General features: G+C 65.6%; 16 protein-coding genes. 7 read left to right on the forward strand and 9 right to left on the reverse strand.

Annotated elements, in window-relative coordinates:
* Window positions 1–4: 4 nt before the first annotated feature.
* Window positions 5–382, forward strand: a complete 378-nt coding sequence (locus K359_RS0112960) for a response regulator (RefSeq protein ID WP_029079732.1) — start codon at window positions 5–7, stop codon at window positions 380–382.
* A gap of 314 nt (window positions 383–696) precedes the next feature.
* On the opposite strand, the gene K359_RS0112965 is transcribed toward K359_RS0112960, so the two are convergent.
* Window positions 697–3297 (reverse strand): TIGR02302 family protein, encoded by a 2601-nt coding sequence (locus K359_RS0112965; protein ID WP_029079733.1) that lies wholly within the window; start codon window positions 3295–3297, stop codon window positions 697–699.
* Between the two features lie 172 nt (window positions 3298–3469).
* On the opposite strand from K359_RS0112965, the gene K359_RS0112970 reads away from it, so the two are divergent.
* Window positions 3470–3853, forward strand: coding sequence for a carboxymuconolactone decarboxylase family protein (locus tag K359_RS0112970; RefSeq protein WP_018268955.1), 384 nt, complete (start codon window positions 3470–3472; stop codon window positions 3851–3853).
* A gap of 204 nt (window positions 3854–4057) precedes the next feature.
* Window positions 4058–4969, forward strand: a complete 912-nt coding sequence (locus tag K359_RS0112975; protein ID WP_029079734.1) for an NAD(P)-dependent oxidoreductase — start codon at window positions 4058–4060, stop codon at window positions 4967–4969.
* Window positions 4970–5166: 197 nt separating this feature from the next.
* Here K359_RS0112975 and lysA read toward each other — a convergent pair whose 3' ends face one another.
* From lysA to argH, 3 genes are all read right to left on the reverse strand, one after another.
* Window positions 5167–6432 (reverse strand): diaminopimelate decarboxylase, encoded by a 1266-nt coding sequence (gene lysA / locus K359_RS0112980; protein WP_029079735.1) that lies wholly within the window; start codon window positions 6430–6432, stop codon window positions 5167–5169.
* 15 nt (window positions 6433–6447) lie between these two features.
* Complete coding sequence (locus K359_RS0112985) at window positions 6448–6723, reverse strand: lipoprotein (RefSeq protein WP_029079736.1); 276 nt, start codon at window positions 6721–6723, stop codon at window positions 6448–6450.
* Between the two features lie 92 nt (window positions 6724–6815).
* On the reverse strand, window positions 6816–8213 hold the full coding sequence (gene argH / locus K359_RS0112990; protein WP_029079737.1) for an argininosuccinate lyase: 1398 nt from the start codon (window positions 8211–8213) through the stop codon (window positions 6816–6818).
* Between the two features lie 127 nt (window positions 8214–8340).
* On the opposite strand from argH, the gene K359_RS0112995 reads away from it, so the two are divergent.
* Window positions 8341–9021, forward strand: coding sequence for a TlpA disulfide reductase family protein (locus K359_RS0112995; RefSeq protein ID WP_029079738.1), 681 nt, complete (start codon window positions 8341–8343; stop codon window positions 9019–9021).
* On the opposite strand, the gene K359_RS0113000 is transcribed toward K359_RS0112995, so the two are convergent.
* Entirely contained in the window at window positions 9022–9210 is a 189-nt protein-coding gene (locus K359_RS0113000; protein WP_029079739.1) for a putative motility protein, read from the reverse strand.
* A gap of 101 nt (window positions 9211–9311) precedes the next feature.
* Window positions 9312–10169, reverse strand: a complete 858-nt coding sequence (locus tag K359_RS0113005; protein ID WP_084518376.1) for a LysR substrate-binding domain-containing protein — start codon at window positions 10167–10169, stop codon at window positions 9312–9314.
* Between the two features lie 108 nt (window positions 10170–10277).
* Here K359_RS0113005 and K359_RS0113010 point away from each other — a divergent pair, with 108 nt between their 5' ends.
* Genes K359_RS0113010 through K359_RS65775 form a run of 3 tightly spaced genes read left to right on the forward strand, consistent with a single transcriptional unit; the run spans window position 10278 to window position 11991 of the window.
* Window positions 10278–10661 (forward strand): tautomerase family protein, encoded by a 384-nt coding sequence (locus K359_RS0113010; RefSeq protein WP_029079741.1) that lies wholly within the window; start codon window positions 10278–10280, stop codon window positions 10659–10661.
* A complete protein-coding gene (locus K359_RS0113015) occupies window positions 10658–11869 on the forward strand; it encodes a pyridoxal phosphate-dependent aminotransferase (protein WP_035976518.1) in 1212 nt (403 codons plus the stop codon). The genes K359_RS0113010 and K359_RS0113015 overlap by 4 nt, the downstream gene beginning before the upstream one ends.
* Complete coding sequence (locus K359_RS65775; RefSeq protein ID WP_256375148.1) at window positions 11866–11991, forward strand: hypothetical protein; 126 nt, start codon at window positions 11866–11868, stop codon at window positions 11989–11991. Before K359_RS0113015 ends, K359_RS65775 begins: the two co-directional genes overlap by 4 nt.
* Window positions 11992–12007: 16 nt before the next feature.
* Here K359_RS65775 and K359_RS0113020 read toward each other — a convergent pair whose 3' ends face one another.
* From K359_RS0113020 to K359_RS0113030, 3 genes are all read right to left on the reverse strand, one after another.
* A complete protein-coding gene (locus K359_RS0113020; protein WP_029079743.1) occupies window positions 12008–12889 on the reverse strand; it encodes a 3-hydroxybutyryl-CoA dehydrogenase in 882 nt (293 codons plus the stop codon).
* A 248-nt stretch (window positions 12890–13137) separates the two neighbouring features.
* Window positions 13138–14088 (reverse strand): electron transfer flavoprotein subunit alpha/FixB family protein, encoded by a 951-nt coding sequence (locus tag K359_RS0113025; protein WP_029079744.1) that lies wholly within the window; start codon window positions 14086–14088, stop codon window positions 13138–13140.
* The gene (locus tag K359_RS0113030) at window positions 14088–14837 is read right to left on the reverse strand and encodes an electron transfer flavoprotein subunit beta/FixA family protein (RefSeq protein WP_029079745.1); all 750 of its coding nucleotides are present in this window, start codon (window positions 14835–14837) and stop codon (window positions 14088–14090) included. Before K359_RS0113030 ends, K359_RS0113025 begins: the two co-directional genes overlap by 1 nt.
* Window positions 14838–14892: the final 55 nt, after the last annotated feature.

The following is a 14892-nucleotide window of genomic DNA, read 5'->3' on the forward strand; positions in this document are numbered from 1 at the left end:
CGCCATGACGCGTGTTCTGATCGCCGACGACGAAGACTCGATGCGCTCGCTGGTGGCGCGCGCCATCGCCATGGACGGCCACGAGACCGTGACCGCGCAGGACGGCGCCGAGGCGCTGGAGATGCTGACGCGCGATGAAGGCGCGTTCGACCTCCTGCTCACCGACATCCAGATGCCGGTCATGGACGGCATCGCGCTGGCGCTGACCGCGGCGCGCGACTTCCCGGAGCTGAAGATCCTGCTGATGACCGGCTTCGCCCATCAGCGCGAGCGCGCCTCAGGCCTCGAGGCGATCGTGCATGATGTGGTGACGAAGCCGTTCTCGGTGGCCGATATCCGCACCGCGGTGGCGGACGCGCTGGCGGCGCGGAAGGCGAGCTAGCCGTCATTGCCGGGCTTACCCCGGCAATCCATCTTCAAAATGAGTCTTGCGAAGCTTGATGGATGCGCGGGTCAAGCCCCGCGCATGACGAGGTGTGTGCGGAGACGGATATTCGCACGCCGTCATTGCGCGCAAAGCAACCCCCACACACAACCTCGTCATGCCCCGCCACCGGGTCGCGCGAACGCGCGCGCCCGATGACAGGCTCCGGCGGGGCATCCAGTAAGCCGCGGCTTCTCGATTCGATCGCTGACGTCTCTGGAATACTGGATCGCCCGGTCGAGCCGGGCGATGACAGTGGAATGTGCGGCGGCTCAATAATCCTTCAGCAGCCGCTCGATGTAGTCGAGCTCGAGCTGCGGCCGTGACGGATCGGCGAGGCGGCGGCGCAGTTCTTCGAGGATGCGGCGGACGCGCTGGACGTCGATCTCGCCGGGGATCTTCACCGTGTAATCGTCGCCGAATTCGCGGCCGTGCAACGGACGGCCGAGCGGATCGGTCTGGTTGCCGCCGCTCTGCTGACGGCCGGCGCGATTGCCGGGGCCATCGCCCGGCTGGTCGCCATCGCCCTGCTGCATCGCGTCCGCAAGGCTCTGCGCGCCCTTGCGCAGCGCATCGAGCGCGCGTCCCTGCGAGTCCACCGCGCCGTCGGCATTGCCCTCGCCGAGCCGGCCGGAGGCATCGCCCATCGCGGAGTCGGCCTGGTCGAGCCCGTCGCCGTCATCGCCCTGATCGCCTTGGTCTCCCTGCTGGGCCTGGTCGCCCTTCTGACCCTGGCCCTTCTGGCCGCGCTGATCCGGACCCATGCCGCGCTTGGCGAGCTCTTCCTGCAGCTTCTTCAGCCGGTCGCGCAGCGCCTGCTGATCCTGCTGCAGGTCGCCCATCGACTGCTCGCCCTGCTTGCCGCGCATGCGGTCGCGGCGGGAATCCTGGCCCTGCTTGAAGGTCTTGTCGCGCAACTGCTGCTGCTTGCGGATCATGTCGCCGAGCTCGTTGAGCGACTGCTGCATGTCGTCGTCGCCCTGATTGGGCTGCGCCATCTGCAGGTTTTCGAGCATCTGCTGCATCTGCTCGAGCAGCTGCCGCGCCGCATCCTTGTCGCCGGAGCGCGACAGCCGCTCCATGCGGTCGAGCATGTTCTTGAGATCCTGCTGGCTCAACACCTTGGCGTTCGGATCGAGCGGCCGGGCGAGCTGCTGCGGATTGTTGCGGAACTGCTCGGCGAGCTGGCGCAGGAAATTGTCCAGCGCCGCGCGCAGATTGTCGGTGAGCTTCTTGATCTCCTCGTCGGTTGCGCCGCGGTCCAGCGCCTGCTTCAGCGCGTCCTGCGCCGCGCGCAGCGCCTTGTCGACGTCGGAGATGTTGCCGTCCTCGATGGTGACGGCGAGCGCCCACAGGCTGGCCACGACCCCGCGCAGCTGGTCGTCGGTGCGTGCCGCCTCGAGCTGGCGGCTGACGGTGTGGAGGCCGAGATAATAGCCGGTCTCCGGCATGAACATTTCCGGCGCGATCATCAGCGCCTCGAGCGCGGCGAACACCTGGCCGTTCTGGTTGGCGTCGAGCGCCAGGATGCGGCGCTGCTCGATCAGCGCGCGCGCCAGCGGCTTGGTGAACAGGCGCTCGGGCAGCCGCATGTTGAACGGCTCGCTCTTGCCCTCATTGCCGGCCTCATCCTTGGCCGTCAGCGTCAGCGTGACGTCGGCGCCGGCATAGGGATCTTCGCTGAGGTCCTTGACGGTCTGGCCGACGCCGTTGCGGGTGCGCGCATTGGGCAGCACCAGCGCGAATTGCGGCGGCTCGAACAGCGGACGCGGCTGCGCCGCCTTGCCGTCGGCATCCTTGGCAGCATCCTTGGGCGCATCGCCTGGCCGCGCCGCGAACTGCGCGCGTGCTTCGCTGACGCCGTAATCGTCCTCGAGCCGGTAGGACATCTGCAGCGAACCGCGCGCCTGCCGCTCCGGATCCTTGGCGAGCGCGATCGACGGCGGGCGGTCCGGCGTCGCGGTGAATTTCCACTGCGGCTGGCCGGCCGGCGCGCGGACATGCGCGGTGCCGTCGGCGACGATCTTGAAGTGCCGCTCGTTGGTGCCCTTGGGCGCCTGCCCGTCGGGCGCGACCTCGGTGAGGCCGCCACCGACGACGACGTCGATGGTGCCTCCGCTGGAGCGCACCAAAAGCGTGCTGCCGGCCGGAACCGCGAGCGGGCCATTGTCGGCCGCGGCGGCATCCTTGTTGGCGTTCGACAGGATGATCGGCGGCTTGCCGGTGTAGTTCGGCGGCGTTACCCAGGCATCGACCCGGACATTGGGCGGCGCCATGATGCCGTTCCAGTCGAACGCGGAGGCGACCCGCAGGCCGCGCTCGTCGCCGGCGGCGACATAGGTTGCGACCAGCATCACGATGACCAGCGCGCGCAGCGCCCAGGGGTCGTGCAGCGAGACGCGCGGCCGCGGCAGCCCGGCGCGGATGCGCTTGATCGAGGCCAGCGTGCGCTCGCGCTGCGCCTGCCACAGCGCCAGCGCGAACGGATCCTTGTTGGTGAGCGTATCGGAGAGCGTGGTCGCCGGGCGATGCCGGATGCCGGCGCCGCGGTCGAGCCGGCTCAGGCCCTCTTCCCGGCTCGGCCAGCGGAAGCGCAGCAGTGGCAACAGCATCGCGAGGGCGGCAATCGCGAACAGGCCGGCGCCGGCGACGCGTGCGACAAACGGCAGCACCAGCCAAAGCCCGGCCCAGGACGCGACCAGGAACAGACCCACGACCGTCAGGAACCGCGCCAGATGCGGCCACGACCGTTCCCACGCAATCGCAAATCTTGCCCGCTGCAGCGCCTCGGTCAGTTTCAGCCGCGCGATCGCATCGCTGTCGCGGACGGCGCGTGAGGCGTTGTCGGACGGGTCGATGTTGGCTCCGCTCAATAAAATCTCCGGGGTAGCCGGCAGGTCAGCTTAGCACAGCGGCGGCTTTGAGGCACCCGTTCCGGGGCGTAACCCACACCGGGAAATACGCATAACACGAAGGCGTGACTGCGGCGGTTCGACCCCGTAACTTCCCGGCCCGAACCAACGCCTTAACGCATGAGGAAACGATATGGACCAAAAAACGCACGACAAGGGGCTCGAAATCCGCAAGGCGGTGCTCGGCGAGGCCTATGTCAACAATGCGCTGAAGAATTCGGACAGCTTCAACAAGCCGTTCCAGGAACTGGTCACCGAATATTGCTGGGGCGCGGTCTGGGGCCGCGAGGAGCTGCCGCGCAAGACCCGCAGCATGCTCAACCTCGCCATGATCTCGATCCTGAACCGGCCGCACGAACTGAAGGCGCACATCAAGGGCGCGCTGACCAACGGCGTGTCCCGCGACGAGATCCGCGAGATCTTCATGCAGGTCTCGATCTATGCCGGCATCCCCGCCGGCGTCGACAGCTTCCGCATCGCGCGCGAGGTGTTCGCCGAACTCGACAACAAGGCGTAAGGCGCTGCTGCCTCCGCATCGTCGTCCCTGCGAAAGCCGGGACCCATAACCACAGGTCTTCGTGGTTAGAGATGCTGGAGCCCCAGCTCCGCGCAATCATCAAGAGCAGTGGTTATGGGTCCTGGCTTTCGCCAGGACGACACCGAGGCTGGGGGACGTCTTGCTTCGCTCTCCTCGCAACAACGAAGAACAAGGAAACGACTCATGGAAATCGGATTCATCGGCCTCGGGAAGATGGGCTTCCCGATGGCGCGCCGGCTGATCGAGGCCGGCCAAAAGCTCACCGTGTTCGACACAAGCAAGGACGCGCTCGACAAGCTGGTCGCGCTCGGCGCTGAGGCTGCAACCTCGCCCAAGGACGTCGCCGACCGGGTCGAGACCGTGATGGCGAGCCTGCCCTCGCTGCAGGCCTCGCTCGAGGTCGCGACCGGCACCGGCGGCGTGATCGAGGGCACGCGCGTCAAGCGCTTCATCGATCTCTCCACCGTCGGCTCACAGATGGCAGTGAAGATCCACGACCTGCTGGCGAAAAAGAACATCGTGCAGATCGACAGCCCGGTGTCCGGCGGCGTCTCCGGCGCCGAGAAAGGCACGCTGGCGGTGATGGTGTCGGGCCCGCGCGCCGATTTCGAGCTGGTGAAATCCGCGCTCGACGTGATCGGCAAGGTGTTCTTCATCGGCACCAAGCCGGGCTCCGGCCAGACCATGAAGCTCGCCAACAACTTCCTATCGGCGACCGCGATGGTCGCGACCTCGGAAGCGGTGGTGATGGGCGTCAAGTCCGGGCTCGATCCGGCCGTGATGATCGATGTCATCAATGCGGGCTCGGGGCTGAACACCGCGAGCCGCGACAAGTTTCCGCGTTCGGTCTTGCCGCGCAGCTTCGATTTCGGCTTCGCCACCGGGTTGATGGTGAAGGACGTGCGGCTCGCGGTCGAGGAGATGCGCTCGCTCGGGCTTTCGATGGAGGTCGCCGAAGCGGTCGGCCGGCTCTGGGAGGTGATCATCCGCGAGGAAGGACCGGAGTCGGATTTCACCGCCGCGATCAAGCCGATCGAGAAGGCCGCGGGCGTGATCGTGGGTGGCGGCAAGGGCGGTAGCCACGCCGCGAAATAACGCTCTCGCCGAATTAAACGCTGTCGTCCCGGGCAAGCGAAGCGCGACCCGGGACCCATAACCACAGGCGTTTGTGGTTTAGCTGAGCTGGGGCCCAGCTCAATACAACAATCAAGAGCGGTGGTTATGGGTCCCTGCTCCCGTGCGCAATTGCGCACTAGGCAGGGACGACACCGAGAATGAGGTGCCAGTGTGCCTCACAACCACGGCGCGGGCTTGTCCATCGCAATCAGCGCGTCGACGTCGATGCGCGGGCGAACGATCGCATACTGGTCGTCCTTGACCAGCACTTCCGGCACCAAGGGCCGGGTGTTGTAGGTGCCGGCCTGCACCGCGCCATAGGCGCCGGCGGTCATGATCGCGAGGAGATCGCCGGCCTTCGGCTGCGGCAGCGCGCGGTCGAGCGCGAGATAGTCGCCGGTCTCGCAGACCGGCCCGACCACATCGGCGACCATGGTCGGGGTATCAGGCGCGGGCTGGCGCACCGGCAGGATATCGTGATGCGCTTCATACAGCGTCGGCCGGATCAGGTCGTTCATCGCGGCGTCGATGATGACGAAGTTCTTGGCATCGCCCGGCTTCACATGGATCACGCGGGTGACGAGGATGCCGGCATTGCCGACGATCATGCGGCCCGGCTCGAACATCAGCGTGCAGCCGAGATTATGCGTGACGCGCTTGACCATCGCGGCATAGGCATCCGGCGCCGGCGGCGCGGCGCGGTCCATGTAATAGGGAATGCCGAGGCCGCCGCCGAAATCGACATGGGAGATGTCGTGGCCGTCGGCGCGCAGTGTCTGCACGAAATCGGCGAGCAGGCGGAAGGCAGCCTCCAGCGGGCCGAGATCGGTGATCTGGCTGCCGATATGGACGTCGGTGCCGGTGATCTTGATGCCGGGCAGCTTCGCGGCGCGGGCATAGACCTCGCGGGCGCGTGCGATCGGAATGCCGAACTTGTTCTCCGACTTGCCGGTCGAAATCTTGGCATGCGTGCCGGCATCGACGTCCGGATTGACCCGCACCGAGATCCGCGCCGTCGTCTTCATCTCGACCGCCAGCCGCGACAGCATCTCGAGCTCCGGCTCGGACTCGATGTTGATGCAGAGGATGTCGGTGGCGAGCGCGGCGCGCAGCTCAGCCTCGGTCTTGCCGACGCCAGAGAACACGATCTTCGACGGCGGAATGCCGGCCGCCAGCGCCCGCTTCAACTCGCCGCCGGACACCACGTCGGCGCCGGCACCGAGCTTCGCCAGCGTGCGCAGCACCGACTGGTTGGAGTTCGCCTTCATGGCGTAGCAGACCAGCGCCTTCTCGCCGGCGAAGGCTTCGGTGAAGACGCGGTAGTGCCGTTCCAGCGTCGCCGTCGAATAGCAATAGAACGGCGTGCCGACGGCTTCCGCCAGGTCAATGAGATTGACCGCCTCGGCATGCAGCACGCCGTTGCGATAGTCGAAATGGTGCATGACACGCTTTGAATACTAGTTGCCGAGCAGCGGATCGAGGATGAAGGGCCGTTTATTGCCTTTCGATGCGGCCGGCGCGGCATCCGATCCATAGGTCGGGTTGAACACGCTGGGCTGCGCCGCCCGCTCGCTCTCGGTATCGCCCGGCGCCGCTGTCGTGCCCGGCGCGGCGTTCGCGGTCGGCGGCAGGTCGAGCGGCCCCTTGCGGCCGCAGCCGCCGAGCGTCAGCGCTGATACGCTCAGCACAATCATGGCCCATCCCGAGGGGGTCAGGCGGTTCTTGCTAGTCACGACGAAATCCCCAATTCGGGCCGCACCATACAAACATTGGTGTGCTCTGGCGAGAGGCGGAGGGCCACGAAATCACGGCCAAATTTTCGCGATCAGCCCGATTTTCGCTCTTTTTCCAGCCGCTTGGCCCAGGCTTTGGCTTGCGCCGTCACATTCTTCGGCGCCGTGCCGCCAAACGAGGTCCGGCTCTGCACCGAGGATTCGACGCTGAGCACCTTCAAGGCGTCGGCCGTGATCTTCGGCTCGACCTCCTGCATGGCCTTCAGCGGCAGCTCGTGCAGTGCCACGCCCTCCTGCGAGGCCAGGCCGACGATCCGCCCGGTAACGTGGTGGGCGTCGCGGAACGGCATTCTCAGGGTGCGCACCAGCCAATCGGCAAGGTCGGTCGCGGTGGCGTAGCCCTCGCCGGCGGCGGCCTTCATCTTCGCCGCGTCCGGCACCAGGTCCTCGACCATGCCGGTCATGGCGCGGATTGCGAGCGACAGCGCCGCGAACGCCTCCATCGCGCCCTGCTTGTCCTCCTGCATGTCCTTTTGATAGGCGAGCGGCAGGCCCTTCATCACGATCAGCAGCGCGGTGAGCGCGCCAATCACGCGGCCGGTCTTGGCGCGCACGAGCTCGGCCGCGTCCGGATTGCGCTTCTGCGGCATGATCGACGATCCCGTCGTGAACTTGTCGCTGAGCCTGACGAGGCCGACCAGCGGCGAGGTCCAGATCACGATCTCCTCGGCGAAACGCGACATGTGCACCGCGCAGATTGCAGCCGCCGACAACGTCTCCAGCACGAAATCGCGGTCGGAGACCGCGTCGAGCGAATTGGCCATCGGACGGTCGAAGCCGAGCGCCTTGGCGGTCGCGGCACGGTCGATCGGAAACGAGGTGCCGGCCAGTGCGGCAGCGCCGAGCGGCGATTCGTTCAGCCGCTTGCGCGCATCGGTAAAGCGGCCGCGGTCGCGGCTGGCCATCTCGACATAGGCCAAGAGATGATGGCCGAAGGTCACGGGTTGGGCGGTCTGCAGATGGGTGAAGCCAGGCATCACGGTTCCGGCATGCTCCAGCGCGCGGGCGACCAAGGCCTCCTGGAACGCGGCCAGCGCCGCATCGGTCTCATCAATGGTGTCGCGGACGTAGAGGCGGAAATCGGTCGCGACCTGGTCATTGCGCGAGCGCGCAGTGTGCAGCCGGCCCGCCGCGGGCCCGATCAATTCGGACAGCCGCGACTCGACGTTCATATGGATGTCTTCGAGCGCGCGCTTGAAGTCGAAATCGCCCTTGCCGATTTCTGACAAAATCGTGTCTAGACCTTTGCCGATATTTTTCGCATCAGCAGCGGTGATGATGCCCTGTGCAGCGAGCATTGCGGCGTGGGCCTTGGACGCGGCGATGTCCTGGGCATAAAGGTGACGGTCGACGTCGATGGAGACGTTGATTTCCTCCATGATCGCGTCGGGACGCTCCGAGAACCGGCCGCCCCACATCTTGTTGCTCATGACTTCTCGCTCACGAATTTGTATTGCAGGCCGTGCGGTTTCATCGCCGGAGCGGCGAAACGGCATGGCGGTTCCGGTCGTATTCCCGGCATTGCTTAGCCACATCTGACCCAGGATGACAAACGATATGCCCGAGACGACCCCGTCCGAACCGACCGCCAAGCCTGCCGCCCGGTGGCGCATCCCGCTGGTGATCGGCGCCGTGCTGGCCGGGGCCGCGATCGGCTATGTCGGGGTCTCCGGCCTCAAGCATCCCGCGGGTGGCGACGTCGCCTGCAACAGCGCGGTGGATCTGGCCAAGAAGATCGCCCCGCTCGCCCATGGCGAGGTCGCGGCGCTGACCATGGCGACCACCCCCTTGAGGCTGCCGGACCTCGCCTTCGAGGACGCCAACGGCCAACCGAAGAAGCTCTCGGACTGGCGCGGCAAGACGGTACTCGTCAATTTGTGGGCGACCTGGTGCGTGCCCTGCCGCAAGGAAATGCCGGCGCTCGACAGCCTGCAGACCAAGCTCGGCGGCAAGGATTTCGAGGTGGTCGCGATCAACATCGACACCCGCGACCCGGACAAGCCGAAGAATTTCCTGAGAGAGGCCAATCTGACCAATCTCGGCTATTTCAGCGACCAGAAAGCCAAGGTCTTTCAAGATCTTAAGAACATAGGCAAGGCGCTGGGCATGCCGACCTCGGTGCTGGTCGACGGCAAGGGCTGCGAAATCGCCAATATCGCCGGCCCCGCCGAATGGGCGAGCGACGACGCGATCAAGCTGGTGAAGGCGGCGCTGGGGCCGGCCGCAGCGGGGTTCTGATCAGGCGACGGCGTTGAGGTTGCCGCCGACGCCGGGGGACAAGTTCGCGGTGGAAGGACTGCCGAGCAGGGTCTGAACGGCGAACTTTTCCGCGTCGAGGTTCTGCTTGGTCACACGGGTCGCGATCTCGCCCTGCAGGTTGCCCTGCTGCATCGACAGGATGCTGGTGACCATGCTCATCATGTCCATACGCGGCACTCCCAAGTCCGGCTTTGGACGTAGCCGGGGAAAGTTAACGCTTGGTGTCGGCGGCCGCGTCAGGCTGACACATCGTTTGGACGACGAGCCGCTCAGACCGCGTTCGCCGCGAAGGCCGCACCTAATGTGCGCAACGCCCGCCGTGTCCGTGCGTCTGACAGTTTTGAGTGAAGCATGACGTCGCGCGACGGCAGTGGCGGCAGGCCTAGCCGCGGTCCGAGGTCGACGGTATCGGCTGGCGCCACTCGGCGCGCCAGCGCTGCGACGGCAAGGCCCGCGGAAATCGCGGCCCCGATCGTCGCAAGCCCGCCACCGACGAACGCCTCGGTCCAGGCGATGCCGGCAGCGTCGAGAGCCTCGACCGCCATCGCGCGCACGCTGCACGGCTCGGCTTGCGTCGCCAGGCGCAGCGGCTCGCCCGGCCGATGGTGAAAATCGGGCGCGGCCATCCAGCCGAAGGGTTCTTCGAACAGCACGTCGCCATCGCGGCGCTTGGCGTCGTGGCGCAGCACGATCGCAGCATCGAGCTTGCCGTCGTCGAATGCGCTGAGCACCGAGCGTGACGTATCGACGTGCAGCTGGATCACCAGTCCCGGATCGGTGGTGTTCATCCGCTTCAACAGCGAGGCCAGTTCCGATCCCACGATGTGGTGGCTGATGCCGACCACCAATCGCCGATGTTCGACGGCAAACGACCCGATCGCCGATTGATGCGCGGCCACGAGATTGCGCGCCGCGCCGAGGAAGGCGGCCCCTTCCGCGGACAGCCTGACCAGCCGCGGCGTCCGCTCCAGCAGCCGCCGGCCGAGCCCGTCTTCCAGACGCCTGATCTTCAGGCTGACCGCGGACTGCGTGGTCTCCATGACCTGCGCCGCGCGCGTGAAGCTGCTGAGGTCGGCCACCAGGACAAAGGCCTGCACCGCCTCGACGTCGAGTGCCTTCATCGCCATTCATTTAAATTAGCAATCATTGAAATGCGATATCATACCATTTTTCAATGATCAAGAAGCCCCTAGGATCGGCTGCACGCAACGATCACCTCCAGGAGAGCCTTCATCATGCCGCTGACCCGCGTCTCCCTGCGACGGGGCAAGCCCGCCGCCTACCGCAAGGCCATTCTCGAAAGCCTTTATCGCGCCATGCGCGAGACCTTCGATGTGCCGGAAGGCGATCGCTTCATGACGATCTCCGAGCACGACGACGACGATTTCGCCTATGGCGCGGACTATCTCGGGATCAGGCGCAGCGACGATCTGGTCATCATTCAGGTCACGGTCAGCAACACCCGCCCGGTTGCGCAGAAGCAGAAGCTCTATCGACGCATCGCCGAACTGCTGAGCGAAAGTCCCGGCCTGCGCGCCGAGGACATCTTCATCAACCTTGTCGAGGTGCTTCCCGAAAACTGGTCGTTCGGCAACGGTGAGGCGCAGTACGTCCGATGACCGCGACACCCATCCTCTCGCCGCGCATGAGCGGCATCAAGGCATCGCCCGCATCGGTGCTGCGCCGCCGCGCCCGCGAATTGCGCGCCGCCGGGCGTGAGATCATCGAGCTGTCGTCGGGCAATCTCGACTTCCCGACGCCGGATCATGTGATCGCGGCGGCGCATGAAGCGGCACGGCGCGGCGAGACCCGCTACACCGATGTCGACGGCACGCCGGAGCTCAAGCGCGCGGTGCAGGCCGCGCTGCTGCGCGACCACCATCTCGATTACGAACTGAACGAGATCGTCATCACCAATGGCTCGACCCAGGCGCTGTTCAACGCGCTGCTGGCGACGCTGGCGCCTGAAGACGAGGTGATCGTCCCCGCGCCGTACTGGGCGCCGTATCTCGATCAGGTCCGGCTGGCGGGCGGCACGCCGGTGATCGTGCCCTGCGCGCAGAACAACGGCTTCAGGCTGCGTGCGGAGGATTTGCAGGCGGCGATATCGCCGCGAACCCGCTGGGTCGTCGTCAACAATCCGGTCAATCCCTCCGGCGCGCTGTATTCTCCGGAGGATCTGGCTGAGATCGCCGCGATCCTGTTGCGCCATCCGGACGTCTGGGTGCTTGCCGACGGGCTCTACGAGCACATCGTGTTCAACGGCGCTCCCGCGCCGACGCTTGCGGAAATCGAGCCGCGCCTGAAGGTGCGGACGCTGACCGTCAGCGGTCTCGCCAAGAGCTACGCCATGATGGGATGGCGCATCGGCTACGCCGCAGGCCCCTCGGCGCTGATCCGCGAGATGATCACGATCCAGTCGCAGACCACGTCCGGTGCGTCGTCGATCAGCCAGGCCGCCGCGGTGGCCGCCCTCGACGGCGCGCAGGATGTGCTGGCCGAGCGCGCCGTCATCCTTCGCGCAAGGCGTGACCGCTTTGCTGAACTCGTGAACGGATGCCGCGGGCTCTCCTGCACGCCGCCGGAAGCCACGTTCTATCTGCTGGTCAGTTGCGCCGGCGTGATCGGCAAGCGTGCTGCCGACGGCAAGCTGCTCGAGACTGACCGCGATTTCTCCAGCTACCTGCTCGAACAAGCCGATCTGGTGGTGTTTCCCGGCGAGGATTTTGGGCTGTCGCCTTCTATCCGCCTCAGCTTCGCCAACCCGTCATCGACCATCGAAGAGGCCGGACGGCGGCTGAAGCGCGCCTGCGAGGCACTGCAATGACAACGCAGGAGAAAAGCCAGCGCCTCGCGCTAACAGCGCATCTGCTCGGACTTGGAACGGGTGTGACGATGGTTGTCGGCCTCGTGCCCGCGGCGCTTGCGCTGTTGCGGGCACTGATCTGAGACGAGCGCGCGTAAATTATCGTGTCGGGACCGGCTTGTCGCCGCGATAATCGTAGAAGCCGCGCTGGCTCTTGCGTCCGAGCCAGCCGGCCTCGACGTACTTCACCAGCAGCGGACACGGCCGGTACTTGGAATCGGCGAGCCCCTCGTGCAGCACCTGCATGATCGACAGGCAGGTATCGAGGCCGATGAAATCGGCGAGCTCGAGCGGGCCCATCGGATGGTGCGCGCCGAGCTTCATCGCGGCGTCGATCGCCTCGACGTTGCCGACGCCCTCATACAGCGTGTAGATCGCCTCATTGATCATCGGCAGCAGGATGCGGTTGACGATGAAGGCGGGGAAATCCTCCGACACCGCGACCTGCTTGCCGAGCTTGGCGACAAAGGCCTTGGAGGTGTCGAAGGTCACGTCGTCGGTGGCGATCCCGCGGATCAGCTCGACCAGCTCCATCGCCGGCACCGGATTCATGAAATGAATGCCGATGAATTTCTCCGGGCGGTCGGTCGAGGCGGCGAGCCTTGTGATCGAGATCGACGACGAGTTGGTCGCGACGATCGCTTCCGGCTTCAGCACCGCGCAGAGGTCGTGGAAGATCTTGCGCTTGGTCTCTTCCTTCTCGATCGCGGTCTCGATCACGAGATCGCAGTCGGCGAGCGCATCGATCGTCTCGGAGGAGGTGATGCGGTCGAGCGCCTGCTTGCGCTCGCTCTCGCTGATGTGTTTCTTGGCGACCTGGCGGGTCAGATTGCCGTTGATGGTCGCCAGCGCCGACTTCAGCCGGTCGCCGGACACGTCATTGAGCACCACGTCGAAGCCGGCCAGCGCCGCCACATGGGCGATGCCGTTGCCCATCTGGCCCGAACCGATCACGCCGACCTTTTTGATTGCCACCGTCATCTTGTCATCCACCGGAACGGCGCGCATGTCGCGCCTGCCCAATTCCAACGATACCCGAAGCGAAGCCTTCCGGGTTGCCCAATCCGCCGGAAAACGTTTCCCGGGACCATGATGTGATTAAAGATAATCACACCCCGATCCCATTTTCCCCTATCGAGCTCGATCCTTTCGGAAAACCGTTTCCGGATCGTTGCCCCAAGAATAATAACACCGGCCGGAGATTACTCACCCGGCCGGTGTCTTGTCGCTTACTTTCCGAGCTTGCCGAGTGCTTCGGTCAGTTCTGGAACCGCCTGGTAGAGGTCGGCGACCAGGCCGTAATCGGCCACCTGGAAGATCGGTGCGTCCTCATCCTTGTTGATGGCGACGATCACCTTGGAGTCCTTCATGCCGGCCAGATGCTGGATCGCGCCGGAGATGCCGACCGCGACATAGAGTTCCGGGGCCACCACCTTGCCGGTCTGGCCGACCTGCCAATCGTTCGGCGCATAGCCGGCATCGACCGCGGCGCGCGAGGCGCCGACGCCGGCGCCGAGCTTGTCGGCGAGCGGCTCGATGTACTTGGCGAAGTTCTCGCGGCTCTGCATGGCGCGGCCACCCGAGACGATGATCTTGGCCGAGGTCAGTTCCGGACGGTCGCTCTTGGCGACTTCCTCGCCGACGAACGTGGACAGGCCGGGATCGGCCGCCGATGCGGCATTCTCGATCGCCGCGCTGCCGCCTTCACCGGCTGCGGCGAAGGTCGAGGTACGGACTGTGATCACCTTCTTGGCGTCCTTCGACTTCACGGTCTGGATCGCGTTGCCGGCATAGATCGGACGCTCGAAGGTGTCGGGCGCGACGACCTTGATGATCTCCGAGACCTGCATGACGTCGAGCAGCGCTGCGACGCGCGGCATCACGTTCTTGAAGCGCGAGGTCGCGGGGGCGACGAAGGCGTCATAGTTCGGCGCCAGCGCGACGATCAGCGCGGCCAGCGGCTCGGCGAGGTCGTGCTCATAGGCCGGGCCTTCGGCCACCAGCACCTTCGCGACGCCGGCGAGCTTGCTTGCTGCTTCCGCCGCCGCCTTGGTGCCCTGGCCGCCACCGGCAACCAGCACATGGACGTCGCCGCCGAGCTGGCTCGCCGCGGTCAGCGCCTTGTTGGTCGAGTCCTTCAGGGTCTCGTGGTCGTGTTCAGCAATCAACAGCGTCGTCATCAGAGAACCCCGGCTTCGGTCTTGAGCTTGTTCACGAGTTCGGCGACGTCCTTGACCTTGACGCCCGCCTTGCGGCCCGCCGGTTCCGCGGTCTTCAGCACTTCGAGATGCGGCGTGAGATCGACGCCGTAATCCGAAGCGCTCTTGTCGTCGATCGGCTTCTTCTTCGCCTTCATGATGTTGGGCAGCGACGCATAGCGCGGCTCGTTGAGGCGGAGGTCAGTGGTGACGATCGCCGGGCCCTTGAGCCTGATGGTCTGCAGGCCGCCGTCGACTTCGCGCGTGACCTTGAAGTCAGAGCCTTCGACCTCGAGCTTGGAGGCGAAGGTCGCCTGCGACCAGCCGAGCAGCGCGGCCAGCATCTGGCCGGTCTGGTTCGAGTCGTCGTCGATCGCCTGCTTGCCGAGGATGACCAGGCCGGGCTGCTCCGCCTCGACCACCGCCTTCAGGATCTTGGCCACCGCGAGCGGTTCGACATTGCCTTCGGCCTTGACCAGGATGCCGCGGTCGGCACCCATCGCAAGCCCGGTGCGAATGGTCTCGGAAGCCTGCGCCGGTCCGATCGAGACCACCACCACTTCGGTCGCCTTGCCGGCTTCCTTCAGCCGCAGCGCTTCCTCGACGGCGATTTCGTCGAACGGGTTCATCGACATCTTGACGTTGGCGAGCTCCACGCCCGATCCGTCACTCTTGACGCGGACCTTGACGTTGTAGTCGACGACCCGCTTTACCGGCACAAGAACCTTCATCGATCCTCTTTCGCTTTGATTGTATGGGTTTCGGTTGGCTGGCGCGGAACCTAAA

The organism is Bradyrhizobium sp. th-b2 (assembly GCF_000426785.1).
GTDB classification, from domain to species: domain Bacteria; phylum Pseudomonadota; class Alphaproteobacteria; order Rhizobiales; family Xanthobacteraceae; genus Bradyrhizobium; species Bradyrhizobium septentrionale.

Coding starts and splice junctions, on each gene's coding strand:
- argH (WP_029079737.1), bottom strand. CDS start 8,213: ATGAGCAACAAGATGTGGGGCGGCCGGTTCTCGGAGCGTCCCGACGCG.
- lysA (WP_029079735.1), bottom strand. CDS start 6,432: ATGCACCATTTCGACTATCGCAACGGCGTGCTGCATGCCGAGGCGGTC.
- K359_RS0112995 (WP_029079738.1), top strand. CDS start 8,341: ATGCCCGAGACGACCCCGTCCGAACCGACCGCCAAGCCTGCCGCCCGG.
- K359_RS0113015 (WP_035976518.1), top strand. CDS start 10,658: ATGACCGCGACACCCATCCTCTCGCCGCGCATGAGCGGCATCAAGGCA.
- K359_RS0113010 (WP_029079741.1), top strand. CDS start 10,278: ATGCCGCTGACCCGCGTCTCCCTGCGACGGGGCAAGCCCGCCGCCTAC.
- K359_RS0113000 (WP_029079739.1), bottom strand. CDS start 9,210: ATGGACATGATGAGCATGGTCACCAGCATCCTGTCGATGCAGCAGGGC.
- K359_RS0112960 (WP_029079732.1), top strand. CDS start 5: ATGACGCGTGTTCTGATCGCCGACGACGAAGACTCGATGCGCTCGCTG.
- K359_RS0113025 (WP_029079744.1), bottom strand. CDS start 14,088: ATGACGACGCTGTTGATTGCTGAACACGACCACGAGACCCTGAAGGAC.
- K359_RS0113005 (WP_084518376.1), bottom strand. CDS start 10,169: ATGGCGATGAAGGCACTCGACGTCGAGGCGGTGCAGGCCTTTGTCCTG.
- K359_RS0113020 (WP_029079743.1), bottom strand. CDS start 12,889: ATGACGGTGGCAATCAAAAAGGTCGGCGTGATCGGTTCGGGCCAGATG.
- K359_RS65775 (WP_256375148.1), top strand. CDS start 11,866: ATGACAACGCAGGAGAAAAGCCAGCGCCTCGCGCTAACAGCGCATCTG.
- K359_RS0113030 (WP_029079745.1), bottom strand. CDS start 14,837: ATGAAGGTTCTTGTGCCGGTAAAGCGGGTCGTCGACTACAACGTCAAG.
- K359_RS0112970 (WP_018268955.1), top strand. CDS start 3,470: ATGGACCAAAAAACGCACGACAAGGGGCTCGAAATCCGCAAGGCGGTG.
- K359_RS0112975 (WP_029079734.1), top strand. CDS start 4,058: ATGGAAATCGGATTCATCGGCCTCGGGAAGATGGGCTTCCCGATGGCG.